Here is a 19037-nt window from a genome sequence, read left to right on the forward strand (position 1 = left end):
AAGACGTGGATGGCCGGAACAAGCCCGGCCATGACGAGCGGATGGAGTGTCGTTCTTGTTTGTGCGGCAGTGCTGGTCGTCGCCGCCATGACCGACGCTTCGCTGCATCACGCTCTCGCGCAGAATCCGTTCGGTGCGCCGAAGGGTGTGCCGGACTCACAAGTTGGCGGCATCATTGGCTGGCTCCTGACGAAGCAGTCCGAATTCTATCGCGCGATGTCGGCGACCATCCGTGCCGCCAAGTCCGACGGCAGCGCGGTGTGGACGCTGCTGGCGATTTCCTTTGCTTACGGCATCTTCCACGCCGCCGGACCCGGGCACGGCAAGGCGGTGATCTCGTCCTATCTGGTCGCCAATGAAGAGACGGCCAAGCGCGGCATTGCGCTGTCCTTCGTCTCGGCGCTGATGCAGGCGCTGGTGGCGGTGTTGATCGTGGGCATTGGCGCATGGCTGCTGAATGTCACGGCGAAGACCATGTGCAGCACCGAGCGCTGGGTGGAAATTGCGAGCTACGGGCTGATCGCGGCGTTCGGCGCGCGGCTGGTCTGGAGCAAGGGGCGCGGTTTTATCCGCGCCTTGCGACCGTCGCTGCCGGCCGCCGGCCCGCAGCTCGCGATGGCGCATGCTAGTGCGTCCGCGCATTCCCACGATCATGGCCATGACCACCATCACCACGAGCATCATCATGGCCACGCGCATGCTCATGCGCACGCCCATACGGCGCATGCCGAGGCGACGGCTTCAGCACATGCGCACCATGAGCACAGTCATCACGATCACGTTCATGATGAGCATTGCGGCCATTCCCACGGCCCGACGCCGGATCAGCTCGCCGGCCCCGGCGGCTGGGCGCGCGGACTGTCGGCGGTGTTCACGGTAGGCATCCGGCCGTGTTCCGGCGCGATCCTCGTGCTGGTCTTCGCGCTGGCGCAGGGCATGTTCTGGGCAGGCATCGCTGCGACTTTCGTGATGGGCCTGGGAACCGCGATCACCGTGGCGACCATTGCCGTCCTCGCCGTCTCCGCCAAGGGTCTCGCCGGCCGTCTGGCCGGTGGCCGCGATGGCAGTGGCGCGCTGGTGATGCGGGGGATTGAGTTCGGCGCGGCGGCGCTGGTGATGCTGTTCGGCGTTGGCCTGCTGCTGGGCTATGTCGCGGCCGAACGCGTCACCTGTTTCTGATCACTGTCCTGCCCTGATGGACAGTCCGTCGTCTTGACAAGGTCCAGCCAAAGCGCGAAGCCACCGGCATCATGACAAATGTCGTTTCCCTTGAGCAACCACCGGCCTCCACCCTGGAGATACCGGAACGCGTCGGCGTCTTGCTGGTCAATCTCGGAACTCCCGACACCGCGGATACTCGCGGCGTGCGCGTCTATCTCAGAGAGTTCCTGTCCGATCCGCGCGTGATCGAGAACCAGGGCCTGCTGTGGAAGCTGATCCTCAATGGCATCATCCTGACCACACGGCCGCGCCGTAAGGCCAAGGATTATCTGAAGATCTGGAACACGGAGAAGAACGAGTCTCCGCTGAAGACGATAACCCGTGCGCAGTCGGACAAGCTGGCTGCGTCGCTCGATAGCCATACCCATCTCGTGGTGGACTGGGCGATGCGCTACGGCAATCCGTCGATCCGTTCCCGCATCGCTGAACTCACCGCAAAAGGCTGCGACCGCATTCTGGTGGTGCCGCTCTATCCGCAGTATTCGGCGGCGACCTCTGCGACCGTCTGTGACGAAGTGTTCCGCGTACTCGGTACCATGCGTGCGCAGCCGACGCTGCGGGTCACGCCGCCTTATTATGATGAGCCGGACTATATCAACGCGTTGGCGACCTCGATCGAAAAGCATCTGGCGACGCTGTCATTTGTGCCGGAAATGATCGTGGCGTCGTTCCACGGCATGCCGCAGAAATATATCGACAAGGGCGACCCCTATCAGGCGCAGTGCGTCGCTACGACCGAGGCGCTGCGCAAGCGGCTCGGACCGGACGCGCCGAAGCTGCTGCTGACTTTCCAGTCCCGTTTCGGCTTCGATGCCTGGCTTCAGCCCTATACGGACAAGACCATCGAGCAACTCGCCAAGGACGGCGTGCGTCGCATTGCCGTCGTAATGCCTGGCTTCTCGGCCGACTGCCTGGAGACGCTGGAAGAAATCGCGCAGGAGAATTGCGAGATCTTCATGCATAATGGCGGCGAGCAATTCTCTGCGATCCCCTGCCTCAACGACAGCGACGAGGGCATGGACACGATCCGCCAGCTTGTGCTGCGCGAGCTGCAGGGCTGGATCTAAGGGCGCTCCAACCCATCCACTTCATTGCGAGCGCAGCGAAGCAATCCAGAAGCCACAGGCGAAGACTGGATTGCTTCGTCGCAAGGGCTCCTTGCAATGACGGCTGAGAGGTCCGTGGCTCGCGATCACGTCGGCGCTCGCTTTTCCCGATTTCGAACCTTAAAATCCTCCACGCCGACAAAACAACGAGGCGCCATATGTTGCGCGTCCATTTTGCCGCAGGGAGACTTTGATGTCCGGTTACGACATTTTCGCCATCGCCGTTGTACTGCTGATCATCTTCACGCTGTTTGCCGGCGTGAAGACCGTGCCGCAGGGCTATGACTGGACCATCGAGCGCTTCGGCAAATTCACCCGTACGCTGTCGCCAGGCCTCAACCTCATCATTCCGTATTTCGACCGCGTCGGTCGCAAGATGAACATGATGGAGCAGGTGATTAGCATCCCCGAGCAGGAAGTGATCACCAAGGACAACGCCACCGTCACCGTGGACGGCGTCGCGTTCTTCCAGGTGTTCGACGCGGCCAAGGCAAGCTACGAAGTGTCCGACCTCAATCAGGCGATCATCGTGCTGACCATGACCAACATCCGTTCGGTAATGGGCTCGATGGATCTCGATCAGGTGCTGTCGCATCGTGACGAGATCAATGAGCGGCTGCTGCGCGTCGTCGATGCCGCGGTGTCGCCATGGGGCCTCAAGGTCAACCGTATCGAGATCAAGGACATCGTGCCGCCGGCGGATCTGGTCGAGGCTATGGGCCGGCAGATGAAGGCCGAGCGTGTCAAGCGCGCCGACATTCTGCAGGCTGAGGGTCAGCGCCAGTCGGAAATTCTCCGTGCCGAAGGTGCCAAGCAGGGCCAGATCCTGCAGGCCGAAGGTCGCCGCGAGGCTGCGTTCCGTGACGCCGAGGCACGCGAGCGTTCCGCAGAGGCCGAAGCCAACGCAACGCGGGTGGTGTCGGAGGCGATTTCGAAGGGTGACGTTGCGGCGCTGAATTACTTCATCGCCGACAAATACATCAAGGCGTTCGGCCAGCTTGCGGAATCGCCAAACCAGAAGGTTATCATGCTGCCGGTGGAAGCCATGAGCATGCTGGGCTCGCTGGCCGGTATCGGCGAGATCGCGAAGGCGACCTTCGGCGAGAACTCGACCTCGGCCCAGGCTGCCGCGCGCCGCAGCGGATCAGTGCCGCCGGCTGGTACAACGCCGCCGCGCAGCTAGGGACTTCGCAATGGCCGAAATGTTCGTCACTTTGGGTAGTTGGAACTGGCTGATCTTCGGCGTGCTGCTGATGGCGCTGGAGCTGCTGGCGCCAGGCGTCTTCATGTTCTGGCTCGGGCTGTCAGCGTTTCTCGTCGGCGTGCTCTCCTTCATCGTCACGCCGTCCTGGCAAGTGCAGATCCTGCTGTTCGGATTGTTCGCGCTGGCAGCCGTCCCGCTGTGGCGGCGGATTGCGCGCCAGAAGCCCGGCGCCAATCCGAACCCGTTCCTCAACAAGCGCAGCGACGCGCTGGTCGGCCGTATCTGCACGCTGGATCGGCCGATCATCGACGGCGAGGGCATCGTGCGCATCGACGATACGGTGTGGCGCGTCAGTGGCCCGGATACGCCGGCAGGCACCAAGGTGAAGATCGTGAAGGCGGATGGGGCCAGTCTGACGGTGGACGTGGCCTGATCAGTCAGCCGCCAGCGATTTGCTCCACCGCTCCGCAAAGTGATGCAGTGGCAGGAAGGTGTCCTGCAATTCCCGGCCTGTATCCGTCAGCCCATAGCCGTCCGGCTGCAGCGCGATCAGACCCGCGTCTCTGAGATCGCTCAGGCGTGCCTGGAGAACGGTAGGGGAGGCGTCGTCGCAAGCCTTGCGCAGCGCCCGCGAGGTCAGGGAGCGCTCACGCAACTCCCAGAGAATGCGCAGCGTCCAGCGCCGGCCCAGCAGGTCGAGCAGCGCCATGATCGGTCGGCCGGTCGTTGAGCCGCGCACACCGCGTCTGGGCGGCTTGGAAACGGACTTTGCCATCACATTACTCTCTTGCAGGGCGCTACAAAATATGTAGCATGTCGCTACGATTATTGTAGCGCAGGAGTTGGGCATGTCACGCATCGCGCCGCTGCAGCCGCCTTATGCTTCCGACATTCAGACGCAATTCGATGCGATCATGCGCGGGGCGCCGCCGCTGATGCTGTTTCGCGTGATCGCCGGTCATCCGAGGGCATGGAGCAAATTTCGCGCAGCTGGCCTGCTTGATCGCGGACCGCTGTCGCTGCGGGAGCGCGAGATTGTCATAGATCGCACCTGCGCACTGACCGGATGCGAATATGAATGGGGCGTCCATGTCGCAACCTTTGCAGACGCGGCGAAGCTGACGGAAGCGGAGGTGAGGGCGACCGTTGACGGTGACTCACAGGCGACATGCTGGTCGTCAGCGGAACAAGCTCTGATCGCAGCAGTCGATGCGCTGCATCACCGCGCCACGCTCAGCGATGAGGAGTTCAAGACGCTGGCCGCTCACTACGATGACGCGAAAATCTTCGAGATCATCCTGCTGTGTGGATTCTATCGTACGGTGTCGTACATCGCGAACGGCTTGGCATTGCCACTCGAAGCGAATGCGGCAAGGTTCCTGCGAACTGCCAGCTAACGTGGCTTACGCCACGCCTGCCCGCAGCAGATCATGCAGATGCACGATGCCGACGGGCTTTCTGGCGTCCGTCACCAGCAGTGCGGTGATCTTCGACGAGTTTAGGATTTCCAGCGCCTCGCCGGCGAGCAGGTCGCGGCTGATGGTCTTGGGATTCTTGGTCATGACTTCATCGACCGAGACCGTCATCAGGTCGGCGCGCATGTGACGGCGGAGATCGCCGTCGGTGACGATGCCGACCACATGGCCGTTGCCATCGGTGATGCCGACGCAGCCAAAGCCCTTCGAGGACATTTCCACCAGCGCATCGGACATCTTGGTGCCGAGCGGCTTGAGCGGCACGGCGTCGCCTGAATGCATGAGGTCGCGGGTGTATTTCAGCATTGCGCCGAGCTTGCCGCCGGGATGCAGCACGCTGAAATCCACCGACGTAAAGCCACGGCCTTCCAGCAGCGCGATCGCCAGCGCATCGCCCATCGCCAGCATCATCAGCGACGACGTCGTGGGCGCGAGATTATGCGGGCAGGCCTCGCGCGCCTTCGGCAGCGTCAGCGCGACATCCGCGGCCTCGGCCAGCGTCGAGGTGGCTTCGGAGGTGATCGCGACCACGCCGATCCTGAAACGCTTGGCATAGGTGATGAGGTTCTTCATTTCCGGCTGCTCGCCGGACCAGGACAGCGCCATGATGACGTCGTCGGGCGTGATCATGCCGAGATCGCCATGGCTGGCTTCGGCGGCATGGACGAAGAAGGCAGGTGTTCCGGTCGAGGCGAAGGTCGCGGCGATCTTGCGGCCAATATGGCCGGACTTGCCGAGGCCGGTGATGATCAGGCGGCCCTTCGCCTTGAGGATCAGGTCGGCGGCGGCGACGAAGGCCGGGCCAAGGTCGGATTGCAGCGCGGTGGCCAGCGCAGTGACGCCGCTGGCTTCGGCCTCCAGCGTACGCAGCGCCGAGGCAATCGCTTCAATGGCCTGATCGCTCATCGCTGCCGTCGTTTTCGTCGGAAGGCCGGGTGTCTTGGAGAGGGGCATCAATCGCATCCTGGGGCCGTAAATTGTCCGGCTGTGTCGCCGTCCTCTTAGCACGGCTGGGCCTGCCTGGCGAAACCCCGCCGATGCGATCTCAACGGGCCATTAACCATAAGCGTTTTAACTCCCTTAACCATGAGTTGTCGCGCGCGCCTCCGGCGTCGCTCTTGGTGGATTTTGTAAGCTTTTGATGGTGTTGGAGTTTTTCTGATCGTGAGGATGGGTCGAGTACGCGACCGCCGCAACCGCGCCTGGGCCAACGGCGCGGTTTCGGCATGTCTGTGTCTGAGCCTCCTGATGCCATCTCCGGCATTCTCGCAAGCATTGACGTCAGACCTGCTGGCGCCGGTCCCGGGCGGCTTCGTGTCGCCGCAGAACCTGCCGACGCGCCGGACGACGGATGCGCCGCTCCAGCCAAATGGAACGCTGCAGACCAGCCAGCTATCGCCGGATCGCCTGCCACAGTCGATCATCACGCCGCCGGTGCCCGCTGCATCGGGCGCCGCCGGCACCGGGTTCGATGCGCTCAACCGCAAGCGCAAGCAGACCAAATATTATCCGGGCGCGAAGAAGCCGAAGCCGCCAGTGGGGCCTGGCAGCCCGCCGCCGCCGCTGGTGCCCGAGACGCGGCCGTCACCGCCATCGGCCAAGGCCGCCAAGCCCCCCGTTGCGCCGTCGGTTGCCGGCACCGTGGTGGGTCAGCCGCCGCGCCGGCGATTGCCGATTGATCCCGATCCTTATGCCCCGACCGGCGTGCGCGTCGGCAGCTTTCTCGTGAAGTCAGCCGTGGAAATCTATGGCGGTTTCGACAACAATCCGGCGCGTTTCGTGCAGCCGAAGGGGTCGTCGTTCTACAAGGTCGCGCCGGAGCTGCTGGCCGCAACCGACTGGACGCGGCACTCGATCATCGTGGATCTGCGCGGATCCTTCACCGGCTATGAGAAGCAGTTTCCCGCAGCGCCATTCCAGACTTCGCCGGCACCCGAAAATGTCGATCGCGCCGAATTCAACGGCAAGATCTCCGGTCGTCTCGATGTCGCCCGCGACCTGCGCGTTAACAGCGAAATGCGTATGCGGGTCGGCGCGGATAATCCGGGCAGCCCGAACATTCAGGCCGGCTTGAAGGAGTTCCCGCTGTTCACGACGACTGGTGGGTCGCTCGGGGTCGAGAAGGACTTCAACCGCCTTCAGATCAAGGTCGATGGTCTCGTCGATCGCACTGTCTATCAGGATTCGAAACTGACCGACGGCACCCAGACCAACAACAATGACCGTAATTTCAATCAGTATGGCGGCGTCGGCCGCGCCACCTATGAAGTGCTGCCGGGTCTGAAGCCATTCGCCGAAGTCCAGGGCGATGTCCGTGTGCACGACGATCGGGCGGATCGCTTTGGCTATCTCCGCGATTCCAGCGGCGGCTATATCAAGGCCGGTACGACGTTCGAATTCACGCGTCTGCTGACGGGCGAAGCGTCGATCGGATATGCAGCGCGCAGCTATACGGATACGCGGCTGGAGGTTCTCAAGGGCCTGCTGACGTCAGCGTCGCTGATCTGGACGGCCACACCGCTGACGACCGCGAAATTCGTCTCGACCACGTCGATCGACGAGACGACCGTTCCCGGCGTTCCCGGCATTCTCACGCGCACCTATACGGTCGAGGTCAATCACGACTTCCGGCGCTGGCTGACGGCCACGGGCAAGTTCACTTACGTGACGCAGGATTATCAGGAAAACTTCCGCTTCGATAAGATCTACTCGCTGCAGGGCGATCTCGTTTACAAGCTGAACCGTGAAATCCAGCTCAAGGCGCAGGTGCGCCGCGATATCCTGGATTCAAACATCCTTGGCGCGAGCACGGCCTCGACGGTGGTGATGCTGGGTGTGAGACTGCAGCGATAGCGGTCAAAAATCGCTGGGCGCCACGTCGCTCGTCCTAATTCCACTTCCGCATGAACTTGGCCGTCTTCCGGCGAAATTTCACACCGGAGCCATCGGGCAATCGGATGGCGATGAAGCCGGCTGCGATACAGGCCTCGCGCTGCGGCATGTGCTCATCGGGCGCGCGCTCGGTCTCCCACCACGAGGCCCGGTGCGACGCGCGCGGCAGCGCGTCGTCGATGATCTCCTCGATCGCATCCATGCTCAGCACGAATTCGTCCTTGGTCTGGCTGGCCAGGTAGGCGCGGAGCAGGTCGTAGTCAGGCACGGAATTGTCCTCGGTATAATCTCGCAAACGTCATACGCGCCCGCGCGATCAGGCGCTACAGCGCGATTTCGGTAAATCGACATCGGAAGTGCGTCATCCGAGCATTTTCCGCAACCGTTCGTTAACGCCGTGTGGAACCCAAAGCCGGTACTTAAGCGCTCGGCAAGCATTCGCGTGCGATCCGTGGGGTACGGAGCACATGATGAAGTCGGGGAATGCAAGCACGGGAATTCGACGCTGGCCGTTATCGGCCAAGCTGTTGATTCTGTCGTCGCTGGTTACGATCATTGGCTTTTCGGCCGTTTGCGGCACTGTGATGCTCGATATGCGCCGCGGCGAGGAAGCGCTCGCGCGACAGACTGCCGAGAACCTCGCCACCTCCATCGATTCTGATATAGGTCGAACCGTTGAACAATACGATCTGTCGTTGCGCGCTGTCATCTCCGGCATCAATACGCCCGAGATCGACAAGCTCAGCAAGGAAATGCGCCAGCTGATCCTGTTCGACAATGCGGCATCAGCGCGCCAGTTTGCATCCATTCAGGTGTTCGATGCGCATGGCGATCTTATCATCGATGCGGCATCCCTCGATCCTGCCAAGCAGAGCAGTGCCGACGAAGAGTTCTTCAAGGTACACAAGTTCGACGGCGAGCGCGGGCTCTATGTCAGCAAACCGATGCTGCACCGGGGCGCGTATTCCGTCGTGCTGAGCCGCCGCATCACCGACGTCGATGGCAATTTTGCCGGCGTCGTCGCGGGTGCCATCCGGTTCGCCTACTTTCATGATCTGTTCGGCCGCTTGCGGCTGAACAAGGACGACAACATCACAGTCATCCGCCGCGACGGCGTTGTCATCATGCGTACGCCGTTCGATCTCGACGTGGTCGGCAGGGATCTGAGCAAGACCCCCGGCGTGATGCGGGCGCTGAGCCGGTCCAACGGGTCGTATTCGGGCGTCGGTGTCGTTGACCAGATCGAGCGCCTCTATGTGTGGCGCGACAGCGGTCGGCCGTTGCTCGTGATCGTCGGCCGGCCGTGGGCCGGCATCTACAGTCTGTGGTATCAGCAGGCGATCAAGATCGGCGGCATCATGCTGGCGCTGATTATCTTCATCACCGCGGTGACACTGTTCCTGGCGCGCGAAATAGGCCGCCGCGCACATGCAGAGCACAAGCTCGAAGAACTGGCCACGACCGATGGTCTCACTGGACTGCGCAATCGCCGCAAATTCGATGCGGCGATGGAGCTGGAATGGCGTCGCGCCATCAGGCATTCACGGCCGATGGCACTGCTGTTGATCGACGCCGACCATTTCAAGGTTTTCAACGACAGCTTCGGTCATCAATCCGGAGACACCGCCCTGATCGCGATCGCGAATTGCATCGCAGGAGCGGCGAAGCGCGCCGGCGACTGTGCCGCGCGCTATGGCGGGGAAGAGTTCGCCGTGCTGCTGCCCGGTGCGACCGTGCAGGATGCCTATGAGGTTGCCGAAACCATTCGGCGCCGCGTCGAGCAGGTGCCGGCCGATCCTGCGATGCTCACGGTCAGCATCGGCGTCGCCAGCGTGAAGCCGCTGGTGACGATGGAGTGGACGGGACTGGTCGAAGCTGCTGATAAGGCGCTCTATGCGGCGAAGGCCGCAGGCCGCAACCAGTGTGTCATCGCAGGCGATGCGCATCAGGCGATTGCAGCCTAGCGCTTACTCTCCGAGGTAACGCAGCATTTCGGCGCGCAGACCTTCGCGCAGATCAGGGCGTTGCAGGCCGAACGCGATATTGGCGCGCAGGAAGCCCGACTTCGAACCGCAATCGTGACGCTCGCCTTCGAATTCCACGCCGTAGAACGACTGGCTCTTGGCGAGGCCGATCATCGCATCGGTGAGCTGGATTTCGCCACCCGCGCCGCGCTCCTGGGTCTCCAAAATCTTGAATATCTCCGGCTGCAGGATGTAGCGGCCGGTAATCGAAAGGTTGGACGGCGCGGTGCCCTTCGGGGGTTTCTCGACCATGCCGTCGATGGTGAAAGCGGCTTCGTGAGTTGGGTGGCGCTCGCCGACACCGCAGATGCCGTATTGATGCGTCATGTCCATCGGGACTTCCTCGACGGCAACGAGGTTGGACTTTTCGCCAAGCGCTCCCGCGATATCGACCATCTGCTTCAGGCAGCCCGGTGAATTCAGCACCAGTTCGTCCGGCAGCACCACGGCGAAGGGCTCATTGCCGACGATATCGCGGGCACACCAGACGGCATGGCCAAGCCCGAGCGGCGCCTGCTGGCGCGTGAAGCTCATGGCGCCGGCGGCAGGCTGGGACAGCGCCAGCTGTTCGATCTCGGCAGACTTGTTGCGGCTCTTGAGTGTCTCGTCGAGCTCGAACATGCGGTCGAAGTGATCTTCGATGATGCCCTTGTTGCGGCCGGTAACGAAGATGAAATGTTCGATGCCGGCCTCGCGGGCTTCGTCGACCACATATTGGATCAACGGCCGATCGACGATAGTCAGCATTTCCTTCGGCATCGCCTTGGTGGCGGGAAGGACGCGGGTGCCGAGGCCGGCGACCGGGAAAACGGCTTTGCGAATTTTCATCAGGGGACTTTGCAATGACCTTGGAGGGGAACGACGCAGGCAGGCCAACGAAGATTGCGCCTGCTGGTTCCGTTTGCAACCGGGAACAAAGGCGGATGTGTGGTGCCGGGCTACATGTCTGCAATTATCCTTTCTGCCGCGCGGCACGTCCGCCCAGCCAGGCAAAACTGGAATAGTGTTAAGCTGATGGAAACCCTCACCGGGCCTCCTGTCATGCCACAGTCATGACCAAATTCCGGTCAGATTCCCGAGATGGATAGTGATGAAATCTGCGACGAAGATGGCGCGTAGCCTGACATGCGGTATAGCTGCGCTCGGCGCAGTTTTGCTTACGGCAGCCCCGCCCGTGGCGGCGCAGGCGCAGAGCAAGAGCGGCCCTTTCAGCCTGTTCGACAATATCTTTAGCGGATCGTCGCAGACCCAGGACCCGCCGCCACAGGCGGCACTGCCCGGCGCGCCCGGAGCGCAGCCCTGGAGCGGCGAGGACGGCGCATCCGGCCATCCGCTGATGACTGCACAGGCAATCCGCGAGGCCGCTGGTAATTTCGACAACTGCATTGCCGGACTGTGGCCTGATGCCGCACGCCGCGGCATCTCGCAGGACAGCTATCAGCGTTTCACCGCCGGGCTGACGCCGGATCTGCGAATCATGGACCTGATGGATTCGCAGCCGGAATTCACCAAGGCGATCTGGGACTATCTCGATATCCTGGTGAACGACAACCGCATGGCCAAGGGCCGCGAGGTGCTGGCGCAGTACAAGACGATCTTCGATGCGGCCGAGAAGGCCTATGGTGTCGATCGCTACATCATCGCGTCGATCTGGGGCATCGAGTCGAACTACTCGACGATGATCGGCGATCGCAGCGTTCTGCGCTCGACGGCGACGCTGGCCTGCGTCGGCCGCCGCCAGGCGTATTTCAAGGACGAATTTCTGGTTGCTCTGGAAATTCTGCATCGCGGCGATCTGAGGCCTGAACAGATGCGCGGCTCCTGGGCCGGCGCATTCGGCCCGACCCAGTTCATGCCGACCGCGTTCAAACGCTTTGCGGTGGACGGCGACGGCGATGGCCGCCGCGACGTGGTGGACAACCCGACCGATCTGATTTTCTCGACCGCCAACAACCTGAAAAAGGATGGCTGGCAGAGCGGTCAGACCTGGGGCTACGAAGTCGTGGTTCCACAGGGCTTCAACTACATGCTGGCCGACAAGGCCAAGGCAATGACCCTGCCGCAATGGGAGCAGCTTGGCCTCAAGCGTGCCAACAACCAGCCGTTCCCGCGCATGACGGAAAAGGCCTATCTGCTCGCGCCCGCCGGTTCGCAGGGGCCGGGCTTCCTGATGCTGACGAATTTCCGCGTCATCATGAAATACAATCCGGCCGAGGCCTATGCGATGGCCATCGGCCATTTCGCCGACCGGTTGCGCGGCGGTCCGCCTTTCGTGCAGCCATGGCCGCGTCAGGAGCGCGTGCTATCCCGCGCAGAACGGCTTGAGCTGCAGCAGCTGCTGGCGCAGCGCGGCTTCTACAAGGGCACGCCGGACGGCCAGTTCGGCGGCCAGACCCGCGAAGCCTTGCGCAACTTCCAGGCCTCCGTCGGCGCGCCCGCTGACGGGTTTGCATCGTCGGAGATGCTGGATCGGCTCCGGGTGAGATAAGCGCCCTGCGCAGAGGGCCATAGCGCATAACATTATACCGCAGTGCAGCATGCATGCTACGCTGGTCCCCTTGGATGCATTCTTTGGGGACTATCGATGTTGAACAGGCGCACGCTGCTGGCCGGATTGTCGGCAAGCCTTCTTCCATTTCAGGCCAAAGCGGCGTGGCCGGAACGGTCCATCACCCTGCTGCACGGTTTCGCACCGGGCGGCGGCACCGACGCAACCTCGCGCGTGCTCGCCGAAGGTCTTTCGAAAATCCTCGGCCAGACCGTGGTGGTCGAGACCAAGCCGGGCGCCGGCACGACGCTTGCCGGTGCGCAGCTCGCCCGCTCGGCGCCTGACGGCTACACGATCTCGCTGATCACCGCGACCTATGGCGCGTCGTCGGCCTTCTACAAGAGCCTGCCTTACAAGCCGGTCGATGACCTCAAGGGTATCTGCCAGGTCTCCGAAGCGCCCTACATGTTCTCGTGTAATGCGGACGCGCCCTTCAAGAATCTCGCCGAGTTGATCGCTTCTGCAAAGAAGCAGCCGGACAAGCCGCTTACTTACGGCACGCCCGGTGTCGGCTCGGGCCCGCATCTGATCGTCGAGCAGATCGGGCAGTTGGCCGGCGTGAAGTTTCAGCACATTCCGTTTCGCGGCGGCGCTCAGGCCGTTGTCGAAGTCCTCGCGGGGCGCATCGACTTCATGGTCGATCCGCCGATCTCGATGATCGAGCAGATCAAGGCCGGCAAGTTCCGCGCACTCGCGGTGACGACGGCTGAACGCTTCCCGTCTTTCCCCGATATTCCCACCGTGGCCGAAGCGGGCTTTCCCGGCTACGCCGCGCCGGGCTGGTACAGCCTCGTTGGCCCGGTCGGCCTTCCCGACGACGTCGTGGCAAAGTTGAACGCTGCGACGGTCACACTGCTCAAGGATGAGAGCGTGAAGGAGCGGCTGCTGTCGCTCGGTAGCCAGGCTAAGGCCTCGCAGCCGAAGGAGGTGATCGATCTCCTTGCCTCCGACGTGAAGCGCTGGGGCGAAGTGCTGGAGAAGGCAAAGATCGAGCGGATCTAGAACGCACACAGGCGCGCTGCATTGTGCGGCGCGCCTGTGTTTGAACGGCAGGTTATTCCGCCGCCTGCTGCGCCACCGTCGGCGCATTGCCGGCGACTGTGGCCCGGCGCATGTCGCGCGGCTGCGACTGGTCGTAGCCGCGGACTCGATGCATGGTCTGGCGATTATCCCACATCACGAGGTCATGCAGCGTCCATTTGTGGACATAGACGAATTGCGGCTGCGTGGCGTGCTCGTTGAGATCGCGCAGCAACACGCGGGCTTGGGGCACCGACATGCCCTGGATCGCGCCGGCATGCGACGACAGATACAGCGACTTCCGGCCATGCACCGGATGCGTGCGCACCAGCCGCTGCAGCACCGGCTTGAACATCTCTTTCTCTTCGTCAGTGTAGTCGAGAAAGCCGAGCGCGCCGCGCGAGGTCATCAGCGAATGTTCGCAGATCATGTCCTCGATCTCGGCCTTGGTGTCGCTGTCGAGCGCATCATAGGCCGCGCGCATGTCGGCGAATTCGGTGTTGCCGCCCTTCGGATTGACCACGCGTGCCGAGAGCAGCGAGAATTTCGCCGGGATGGGCCGGAAGGAGCTGTCCGAGTGCCACAGGCAGTTGCCCAGATTGAAGAGATGAGTGCGGCTGTCTTTCGGCAGCGGCTTGCCGTCCTTGCCGAGATTGGATACGTCGGCGAGCCCCGATGTGAGCCGGTAGTCTTCCTTCTTGGTGACGGAGCCGCCTTTTCGGTTCTCTCGCTCGCCGAAATTCTGCGCGAAAGCGAGTTGCTGTTCGTCGGTGATATCCTGCTTGGGGAATATCAGAACAGCGTAGTCATCCATGCCGCGCTCGATGGCAGCGGCGTCATCGGGGCTGATGGGCCTCGTCAGGTCGACGCCGGTCACTTCGCCGACGAACAAGGGATGCAGTTTGCGGATCGTCACGGGCATTGCAGATTTCCTCCGTGTGGAATGGTTGACCCATTCGATTGCGGCTTCCAGCGATGCCGTGCCGCTTGAGAAAAATGCTACGCCCCCAAAGTGCGAAGTCAACCGGTGTGAATGCCGTCACGCATTGCGTGCCATGAGGCCGCCGTCGACCGGGATCACCGCGCCTGTGATATAGGACGCGGCCGGCAGGCACAGGCTTAGCGTCATATGCGCGACTTCTTCCGGATCGCCGTAGCGGCGCAGCACCGTGCGGCGCTTGGCGAAGATCACCTTGTGCTCGTCGCTGATGCGTTCGGTGATCCCCGTCGTGATCGGGCCGGGACAGATGCAGTTTACCGTGATGCCGTCGCGACCGAGTTCCACCGCGAGCGAGCGCGTGAGACCTGTGACGCCGGCCTTCGCTGCGGAATACGGACTGTGCAGTGCAGTGGCGCCGAGCGCTTCGGTGGACGCGATGTTGACGATCCGCGGCGAGGGCGATTTGCGCAAGTGAGGCAGCGCGGCGCGGATGATGCGCTGGTGCGAGGTCAGCATCACCGCGATGGCGCGATCCCACGCGGCGTCATAGCCGTCTTGATCGATGGCGGTCGATACCGAGATGCCCGCATTGTTGACGATGATATCGAGGCTGCCGAAATGCGCGGCGACGTCACTGACCACTGTGCGAATCCGATCGGGATCGGCGACATCGAGGGTCCATGCGTGTGCGCTGCCGCCGCCTGATGTGATCGCATCCGACACTGCGGCAATCCCGCCCGCCGAAATATCCGTGACGGCAACATTGGCGCCTTCGTCGCCGAACACGCGCGCCGTCGCGCGGCCCATGCCGCTTGCAGCGCCGGTGACGAGAACTGTGAGGCCGCGCACCGAGCGGCTGAGTTGTTTGTAATCCGACAAGGCATCCTCCGAATTTTGCGCCTTCATGATGAGGCTTGATTGAAGGCTTGCACCGATCGCCGGCGCGGTCAAACATGTGCCGATAAAATCAAGAAGGACGATCAGGGATGAACGAACTCGATTTCAGCGGCCAGCAGGTGCTTATCGTCGGAGGATCCAGCGGAATCGGCAACGGCATAGCGCAGGCATTTCGCGCGCGCGGTGCACGCGTGCATGTGTGCGGTACGCGCGCCAAGGCCAGCGACTACACGATCGATGAAGGTTCCGATCTCGACGGCCTCGGCTACAGCCAGCTCGATGTTGGCAGCGCGTCGGCCATCGAGGCGTTCGATCCGAAGCTCGATCGGGTCGATGTGCTGATCCTTGCGCAGGGTGCTGTGATCTATCGCCGCGGCGAGTTCGAGATGGATGGCTTCCGCAAGGTGATGGAAGTCAATCTGATCAGCCTGATGGGCTGCGCGACGAAGTTTCATGCGCAGCTCAAGGCAAGCAACGGGCGATTGATCATTGTCAGCTCGACCGCGGCCTATCACGCGACCAAGGGAAACCCCTCCTACAATGCGTCGAAGACCGGCGCAGTCGGGCTCACGCGCACATTGGCGCAGGCGTGGTCGGAAGACGGCATTCGCGTCAACGGTATCGCGCCGGGGCTCGTTGACACCAAGATGACAAAGGTCACGACAGCGAATCCGAAGCGGCTGGAAGGCGCGATTGCCAGGATCCCGCTGCAGCGTCTCGGCACGCCTGCCGACATGGCTGGCGCTGCATTGTTCCTGGCGTCGCCGCTGTCATCCTATGTCTGCGGTCATACACTGGTCGTCGATGGCGGTTTGATCCTTTAAATTCACGGCGCCTGCATCGCGGCGGAACCAGTACTGGCTTCAGGCATTACACCGGCGAGAATTTCCTCACGGAGTAATGGACATGGACAAGGACCGTATTGCGGGCGCAGCCAAGGATGCAGCTGGCAAGGTTGAAGGTGTGATCGGCCGAGCCACGGGCGATGAGCGGACTGAAGCCTCGGGCCGCGCGCGCGAAGCGACGGGCACCGTGCAGAACCTGTACGGCCAAGCCAAGGATGCCGTGCGCGACGCATCGGACGCCGCCACCAGCTATGCCAAGGATGCGCTCGACAGCGACGTCTATCGCGACGGGACGCAGGCGATCACCGACAAGGTGCGCGACAATCCGCTGGGCTCGCTACTCATCGCAGGCGGTATCGGCTTTGCGCTGGCGATGCTGATGACGCGTCCGCCGCGCCGTCGTCCGAACCGTTTCGGTTATTGATAGCAGATCGCGGCTGACATAACGGACGCCGCAGAAGCGTCAGCAGTCGCATCTGAGAAAACGTTCAAGAAGCGAAAATCCCTCAGCCCGCAAAGGCTGAGGGATTTTTTTGACTCTGAAATTTCGCGTCGGAATTCTTCGCGCTCTAGCGCGTGAAGAAACCTGAGGGGGCGGAGGCGGCGGGGCCGACATTGGCGGGCGGCCGCGGTCCGGGCGCCTGGGCCGGGCGGGGGCGCTGCGGCGCCTGCTGGACGGGCGCGCGGCGCGGCGCATCGTCGAAGCCAAAGAAACTACCGAAGGATGACGGCGCTTCGGTGGCGATGACGGGTTTCGGCTTTTTCTTCGGCGCGGCCGGCGGCGCCATCACCGGAACGATGCCGTCCGGCCCGGTCGCCGCAGCGGTCGTGCCGCTCGTGCCTGATGTGGTCGGGGTGACTGCGGCCACAGGCACATCGCCCTTGGCCTGTTCGCGGCCGATCTCGCGGCGCGGCCAGGCGAAGTCGTCGGCGCGGCCGGCAGGCGCGGCGAGCGGCTCGCCCTTCACCAGCACGCGCGCCACCAGTGCATCGACACTCACCGGCTTCACGCCGGGGCCGCCGAGCAGTTGATCGGTGCCGACCGAGGAGGCGACCAATGGCACGATGGGGCCGGCCAGCGGACGCGGCGCTGGCGCGCCAGGCACGGCATTGAGGTCTGGCGTCGCAGGCTCGCTCGGCAGCGCGATCGGCGCGGAGCGGCCGGAGAGCAAACGGGTAATCTCGCGCTCGACGTAATGCGCCATCTTGCGGGCGCCGGCCTTGGTGAAATAGACGCCGTCGGCCGAACGCAGCCGGCGGATCTGGCCTTCGAAATCCGGGCCCTGCTGCAGGAAGCGGCCGGCCTCGTCGACGAAGCCGTCCCAGACATCAACATAGGTGATGCCGGCCTTGGTCGCGGCGTCGCGATAAAGATTGTCGAGATAGAGCATGTCGGCGGTCGCCTTGGTGCCGCGCACCGCCGGCAGGCCGACCCACAGCACGGGGACGCCCTTCGCCTTCACGACATTGATCATCTCCTCGATCTTCTTCGAGTAGAGCTCGCCCCAGCGCTCGTCGCGGAAATCGACCATGCCGCCGGTACGCGCGCCGCGCTCGGTGACGATCGAACCGGGATCGGGAATATCCGCATCGTCGGCTTCGGGCTCGGCCGGCTTGTCGCCGGGCTTCACTTCCGCGGCGCTGTCTTTCTTCTCGTCCTTCTTGGCGCCCTTCTTCTCGGCGGCCTTGTCGGGCTCGCGGATTGCGACGCGGTCATTGAGGCCGAGCATGACGACAATGGCATCGGGCTTCTCGGTGGCGAGAATGCCCTTGGCCGCTGCCGCCCAATCGGCGGGATCGCCTTTCGGCTGATAGCGCAGCAGGCCGGAGACGGTCTTGTGCTTGCGGATCACGCCCATGTCGGGCTGTTCGGCATAGGCGTCTTCGAGGCCGTAAGCGAGCCAGTCGGCCATGCTGTCGCCGAGCACCAGCACGTTACGCTCGGCCGGGGCATCGCGTTTTTCCGGCGAGGGTGCGCGCGAATAGTCCTCGCGTGGAGCGGCCCGCTTCGGCGCCTGTTGCTGCTGGAACGGCGCGAAAAACGGGCTGTCATTGCCGCCGCCGAACCAGCCGAAGCCGCCACCGCCGCCTTGCGGCACATTGCGCTGCGGACGCGGAGGAGGTTGCTGCGGACCGCCGAAACCGAAAAACTGCGCCGATGCGGGAGCCACGATGCCGATCAGCAGGCCCAATGCCACGGCAAGCACCATCAGCGTGCCCTTTTCGGCACGCCAGTGATCGATCCGCCATCTCGGCATATTGGGCTTCTGTGACATGCGCCTCGACCGCAATCGCGGGGTCCGCAGACCCGGGTTCCCGCTCGGCATACTACCGGATTCGGGCCGCAAGCGGGCAGCCGCGATCCCGCCATCAAGCGCCGCCCGGCGTTAACGTCAAGCAAATCCCGAAACTTTTAGCGGCAGGGTGAACGCCGTCAGGCCCGTATTACTTCCAGAGCCCCAAAGCCTGCCATTTCGCCGGCGGAATGACCGTTCCCGTCTTGTAGGTGAAATCCAGCACCGTCTTGTGGTCCGGCGTCGCCTTGCAGGTAAAGGCGACCTGCATCCATTTGCCGCCCGCGCGATAGGCGCCGCCCTTGGCGATCAGCGTATTGCCGAGATGCTGCGGCGGCATCAGCGCGTCGGATTTGGCGCGCTCGACGCGCGGGCCGCCCTTGCTGATCCGGCGCATCGCCTCGAAGTCGCAGACCTGCTCCAGCCGGGTCTTGGGATCGAGCTTGCCGAGGGCCGCCATGAAGCGGGCATCGCTGGCATGGGCCTGGGGGACGAGCGCCACGAGGCCGAGCGGAATAAGCAGGAATTTCATGCGGGAAGGGACAACACGTTTGGAAGGATGAACCGACGG

Annotated in this window: 19 protein-coding genes; 11 read left to right on the forward strand and 8 right to left on the reverse strand. The window is 63.1% G+C overall.

Annotated elements, in window-relative coordinates:
- Positions 1–87: 87 nt before the first annotated feature.
- The 4 genes from CHC01_RS18695 (at position 88) to CHC01_RS18710 (ending at position 3964) form a co-directional block, all read left to right on the forward strand.
- Positions 88–1179, forward strand: a complete 1092-nt coding sequence (locus CHC01_RS18695; protein WP_089266228.1) for a nickel/cobalt transporter — start codon at positions 88–90, stop codon at positions 1177–1179.
- 71 nt (positions 1180–1250) lie between these two features.
- Positions 1251–2288, forward strand: a complete 1038-nt coding sequence (gene hemH / locus CHC01_RS18700; RefSeq protein ID WP_089265786.1) for a ferrochelatase — start codon at positions 1251–1253, stop codon at positions 2286–2288.
- 232 nt (positions 2289–2520) lie between these two features.
- Positions 2521–3510, forward strand: a complete 990-nt coding sequence (locus tag CHC01_RS18705) for an SPFH domain-containing protein (protein WP_089265787.1) — start codon at positions 2521–2523, stop codon at positions 3508–3510.
- A gap of 10 nt (positions 3511–3520) precedes the next feature.
- A complete protein-coding gene (locus tag CHC01_RS18710; protein WP_089265788.1) occupies positions 3521–3964 on the forward strand; it encodes an NfeD family protein in 444 nt (147 codons plus the stop codon).
- On the opposite strand, the gene CHC01_RS18715 is transcribed toward CHC01_RS18710, so the two are convergent.
- On the reverse strand, positions 3965–4306 hold the full coding sequence (locus tag CHC01_RS18715) for a winged helix-turn-helix transcriptional regulator (protein WP_089265789.1): 342 nt from the start codon (positions 4304–4306) through the stop codon (positions 3965–3967). It abuts the gene before it with no gap.
- 73 nt (positions 4307–4379) lie between these two features.
- On the opposite strand from CHC01_RS18715, the gene CHC01_RS18720 reads away from it, so the two are divergent.
- The gene (locus tag CHC01_RS18720; protein WP_089265790.1) at positions 4380–4928 is read left to right on the forward strand and encodes a carboxymuconolactone decarboxylase family protein; all 549 of its coding nucleotides are present in this window, start codon (positions 4380–4382) and stop codon (positions 4926–4928) included.
- Between the two features lie 6 nt (positions 4929–4934).
- Here CHC01_RS18720 and CHC01_RS18725 read toward each other — a convergent pair whose 3' ends face one another.
- Positions 4935–5912, reverse strand: coding sequence for a KpsF/GutQ family sugar-phosphate isomerase (locus CHC01_RS18725; RefSeq protein ID WP_410001886.1), 978 nt, complete (start codon positions 5910–5912; stop codon positions 4935–4937).
- A gap of 342 nt (positions 5913–6254) precedes the next feature.
- Between CHC01_RS18725 and CHC01_RS18730 the strand changes: the two genes are divergently transcribed.
- Positions 6255–7859, forward strand: a complete 1605-nt coding sequence (locus tag CHC01_RS18730) for an outer membrane beta-barrel protein (RefSeq protein WP_244558421.1) — start codon at positions 6255–6257, stop codon at positions 7857–7859.
- Positions 7860–7893: 34 nt separating this feature from the next.
- On the opposite strand, the gene CHC01_RS18735 is transcribed toward CHC01_RS18730, so the two are convergent.
- Complete coding sequence (locus CHC01_RS18735; protein WP_089266229.1) at positions 7894–8166, reverse strand: hypothetical protein; 273 nt, start codon at positions 8164–8166, stop codon at positions 7894–7896.
- Between the two features lie 199 nt (positions 8167–8365).
- Between CHC01_RS18735 and CHC01_RS18740 the strand changes: the two genes are divergently transcribed.
- Positions 8366–9862, forward strand: coding sequence for a sensor domain-containing diguanylate cyclase (locus tag CHC01_RS18740; protein ID WP_170849588.1), 1497 nt, complete (start codon positions 8366–8368; stop codon positions 9860–9862).
- A 3-nt stretch (positions 9863–9865) separates the two neighbouring features.
- On the opposite strand, the gene CHC01_RS18745 is transcribed toward CHC01_RS18740, so the two are convergent.
- A complete protein-coding gene (locus CHC01_RS18745; RefSeq protein WP_068728967.1) occupies positions 9866–10750 on the reverse strand; it encodes a UTP--glucose-1-phosphate uridylyltransferase in 885 nt (294 codons plus the stop codon).
- Between the two features lie 262 nt (positions 10751–11012).
- On the opposite strand from CHC01_RS18745, the gene CHC01_RS18750 reads away from it, so the two are divergent.
- Positions 11013–12410, forward strand: coding sequence for a lytic murein transglycosylase (locus CHC01_RS18750; protein ID WP_089265793.1), 1398 nt, complete (start codon positions 11013–11015; stop codon positions 12408–12410).
- 96 nt (positions 12411–12506) lie between these two features.
- Complete coding sequence (locus CHC01_RS18755; RefSeq protein ID WP_089265794.1) at positions 12507–13472, forward strand: Bug family tripartite tricarboxylate transporter substrate binding protein; 966 nt, start codon at positions 12507–12509, stop codon at positions 13470–13472.
- A gap of 52 nt (positions 13473–13524) precedes the next feature.
- Here CHC01_RS18755 and CHC01_RS18760 read toward each other — a convergent pair whose 3' ends face one another.
- Together CHC01_RS18760 and CHC01_RS18765 are read right to left on the reverse strand one after the other, a co-directional pair.
- Complete coding sequence (locus CHC01_RS18760) at positions 13525–14412, reverse strand: TauD/TfdA dioxygenase family protein (RefSeq protein WP_089265795.1); 888 nt, start codon at positions 14410–14412, stop codon at positions 13525–13527.
- A gap of 117 nt (positions 14413–14529) precedes the next feature.
- On the reverse strand, positions 14530–15309 hold the full coding sequence (locus tag CHC01_RS18765; RefSeq protein ID WP_176454636.1) for an SDR family NAD(P)-dependent oxidoreductase: 780 nt from the start codon (positions 15307–15309) through the stop codon (positions 14530–14532).
- Between the two features lie 107 nt (positions 15310–15416).
- Here CHC01_RS18765 and CHC01_RS18770 point away from each other — a divergent pair, with 107 nt between their 5' ends.
- Together CHC01_RS18770 and CHC01_RS18775 are read left to right on the forward strand one after the other, a co-directional pair.
- Positions 15417–16151, forward strand: coding sequence for an SDR family NAD(P)-dependent oxidoreductase (locus CHC01_RS18770; protein WP_089265796.1), 735 nt, complete (start codon positions 15417–15419; stop codon positions 16149–16151).
- 82 nt (positions 16152–16233) lie between these two features.
- The gene (locus tag CHC01_RS18775) at positions 16234–16596 is read left to right on the forward strand and encodes a CsbD family protein (RefSeq protein WP_089266232.1); all 363 of its coding nucleotides are present in this window, start codon (positions 16234–16236) and stop codon (positions 16594–16596) included.
- A 145-nt stretch (positions 16597–16741) separates the two neighbouring features.
- Here CHC01_RS18775 and CHC01_RS18780 read toward each other — a convergent pair whose 3' ends face one another.
- Together CHC01_RS18780 and CHC01_RS18785 are read right to left on the reverse strand one after the other, a co-directional pair.
- Positions 16742–18430: an SGNH/GDSL hydrolase family protein gene (locus CHC01_RS18780; RefSeq protein WP_244558422.1), complete on the reverse strand. Its 1689-nt coding sequence runs from the start codon at positions 18428–18430 to the stop codon at positions 16742–16744.
- Between the two features lie 187 nt (positions 18431–18617).
- Positions 18618–18998, reverse strand: a complete 381-nt coding sequence (locus CHC01_RS18785) for a DUF930 domain-containing protein (protein WP_089265798.1) — start codon at positions 18996–18998, stop codon at positions 18618–18620.
- Positions 18999–19037 lie beyond the last annotated feature (39 nt).

Origin of the sequence: Tardiphaga sp. OK246, from assembly GCF_900188215.1 — a bacterium.
GTDB classification, from domain to species: Bacteria; Pseudomonadota; Alphaproteobacteria; order Rhizobiales; family Xanthobacteraceae; genus Tardiphaga; species Tardiphaga robiniae.

Excerpts from the sequence above, each read along its gene's own strand:
- CHC01_RS18775 (WP_089266232.1), top strand. The coding sequence starts at position 16,234 with ATGGACAAGGACCGTATTGCGGGCGCAGCCAAGGATGCAGCTGGCAAG.
- CHC01_RS18745 (WP_068728967.1), bottom strand. The coding sequence starts at position 10,750 with ATGAAAATTCGCAAAGCCGTTTTCCCGGTCGCCGGCCTCGGCACCCGC.
- CHC01_RS18760 (WP_089265795.1), bottom strand. The coding sequence starts at position 14,412 with ATGCCCGTGACGATCCGCAAACTGCATCCCTTGTTCGTCGGCGAAGTG.
- hemH (WP_089265786.1), top strand. The coding sequence starts at position 1,251 with ATGACAAATGTCGTTTCCCTTGAGCAACCACCGGCCTCCACCCTGGAG.
- CHC01_RS18720 (WP_089265790.1), top strand. The coding sequence starts at position 4,380 with ATGTCACGCATCGCGCCGCTGCAGCCGCCTTATGCTTCCGACATTCAG.
- CHC01_RS18695 (WP_089266228.1), top strand. The coding sequence starts at position 88 with ATGACCGACGCTTCGCTGCATCACGCTCTCGCGCAGAATCCGTTCGGT.
- CHC01_RS18725 (WP_410001886.1), bottom strand. The coding sequence starts at position 5,912 with ATGAGCGATCAGGCCATTGAAGCGATTGCCTCGGCGCTGCGTACGCTG.
- CHC01_RS18770 (WP_089265796.1), top strand. The coding sequence starts at position 15,417 with ATGAACGAACTCGATTTCAGCGGCCAGCAGGTGCTTATCGTCGGAGGA.
- CHC01_RS18740 (WP_170849588.1), top strand. The coding sequence starts at position 8,366 with ATGATGAAGTCGGGGAATGCAAGCACGGGAATTCGACGCTGGCCGTTA.
- CHC01_RS18780 (WP_244558422.1), bottom strand. The coding sequence starts at position 18,430 with ATGCCGAGATGGCGGATCGATCACTGGCGTGCCGAAAAGGGCACGCTG.
- CHC01_RS18705 (WP_089265787.1), top strand. The coding sequence starts at position 2,521 with ATGTCCGGTTACGACATTTTCGCCATCGCCGTTGTACTGCTGATCATC.
- CHC01_RS18715 (WP_089265789.1), bottom strand. The coding sequence starts at position 4,306 with ATGGCAAAGTCCGTTTCCAAGCCGCCCAGACGCGGTGTGCGCGGCTCA.
- CHC01_RS18755 (WP_089265794.1), top strand. The coding sequence starts at position 12,507 with ATGTTGAACAGGCGCACGCTGCTGGCCGGATTGTCGGCAAGCCTTCTT.
- CHC01_RS18710 (WP_089265788.1), top strand. The coding sequence starts at position 3,521 with ATGGCCGAAATGTTCGTCACTTTGGGTAGTTGGAACTGGCTGATCTTC.
- CHC01_RS18785 (WP_089265798.1), bottom strand. The coding sequence starts at position 18,998 with ATGAAATTCCTGCTTATTCCGCTCGGCCTCGTGGCGCTCGTCCCCCAG.
- CHC01_RS18730 (WP_244558421.1), top strand. The coding sequence starts at position 6,255 with ATGCCATCTCCGGCATTCTCGCAAGCATTGACGTCAGACCTGCTGGCG.
- CHC01_RS18750 (WP_089265793.1), top strand. The coding sequence starts at position 11,013 with ATGAAATCTGCGACGAAGATGGCGCGTAGCCTGACATGCGGTATAGCT.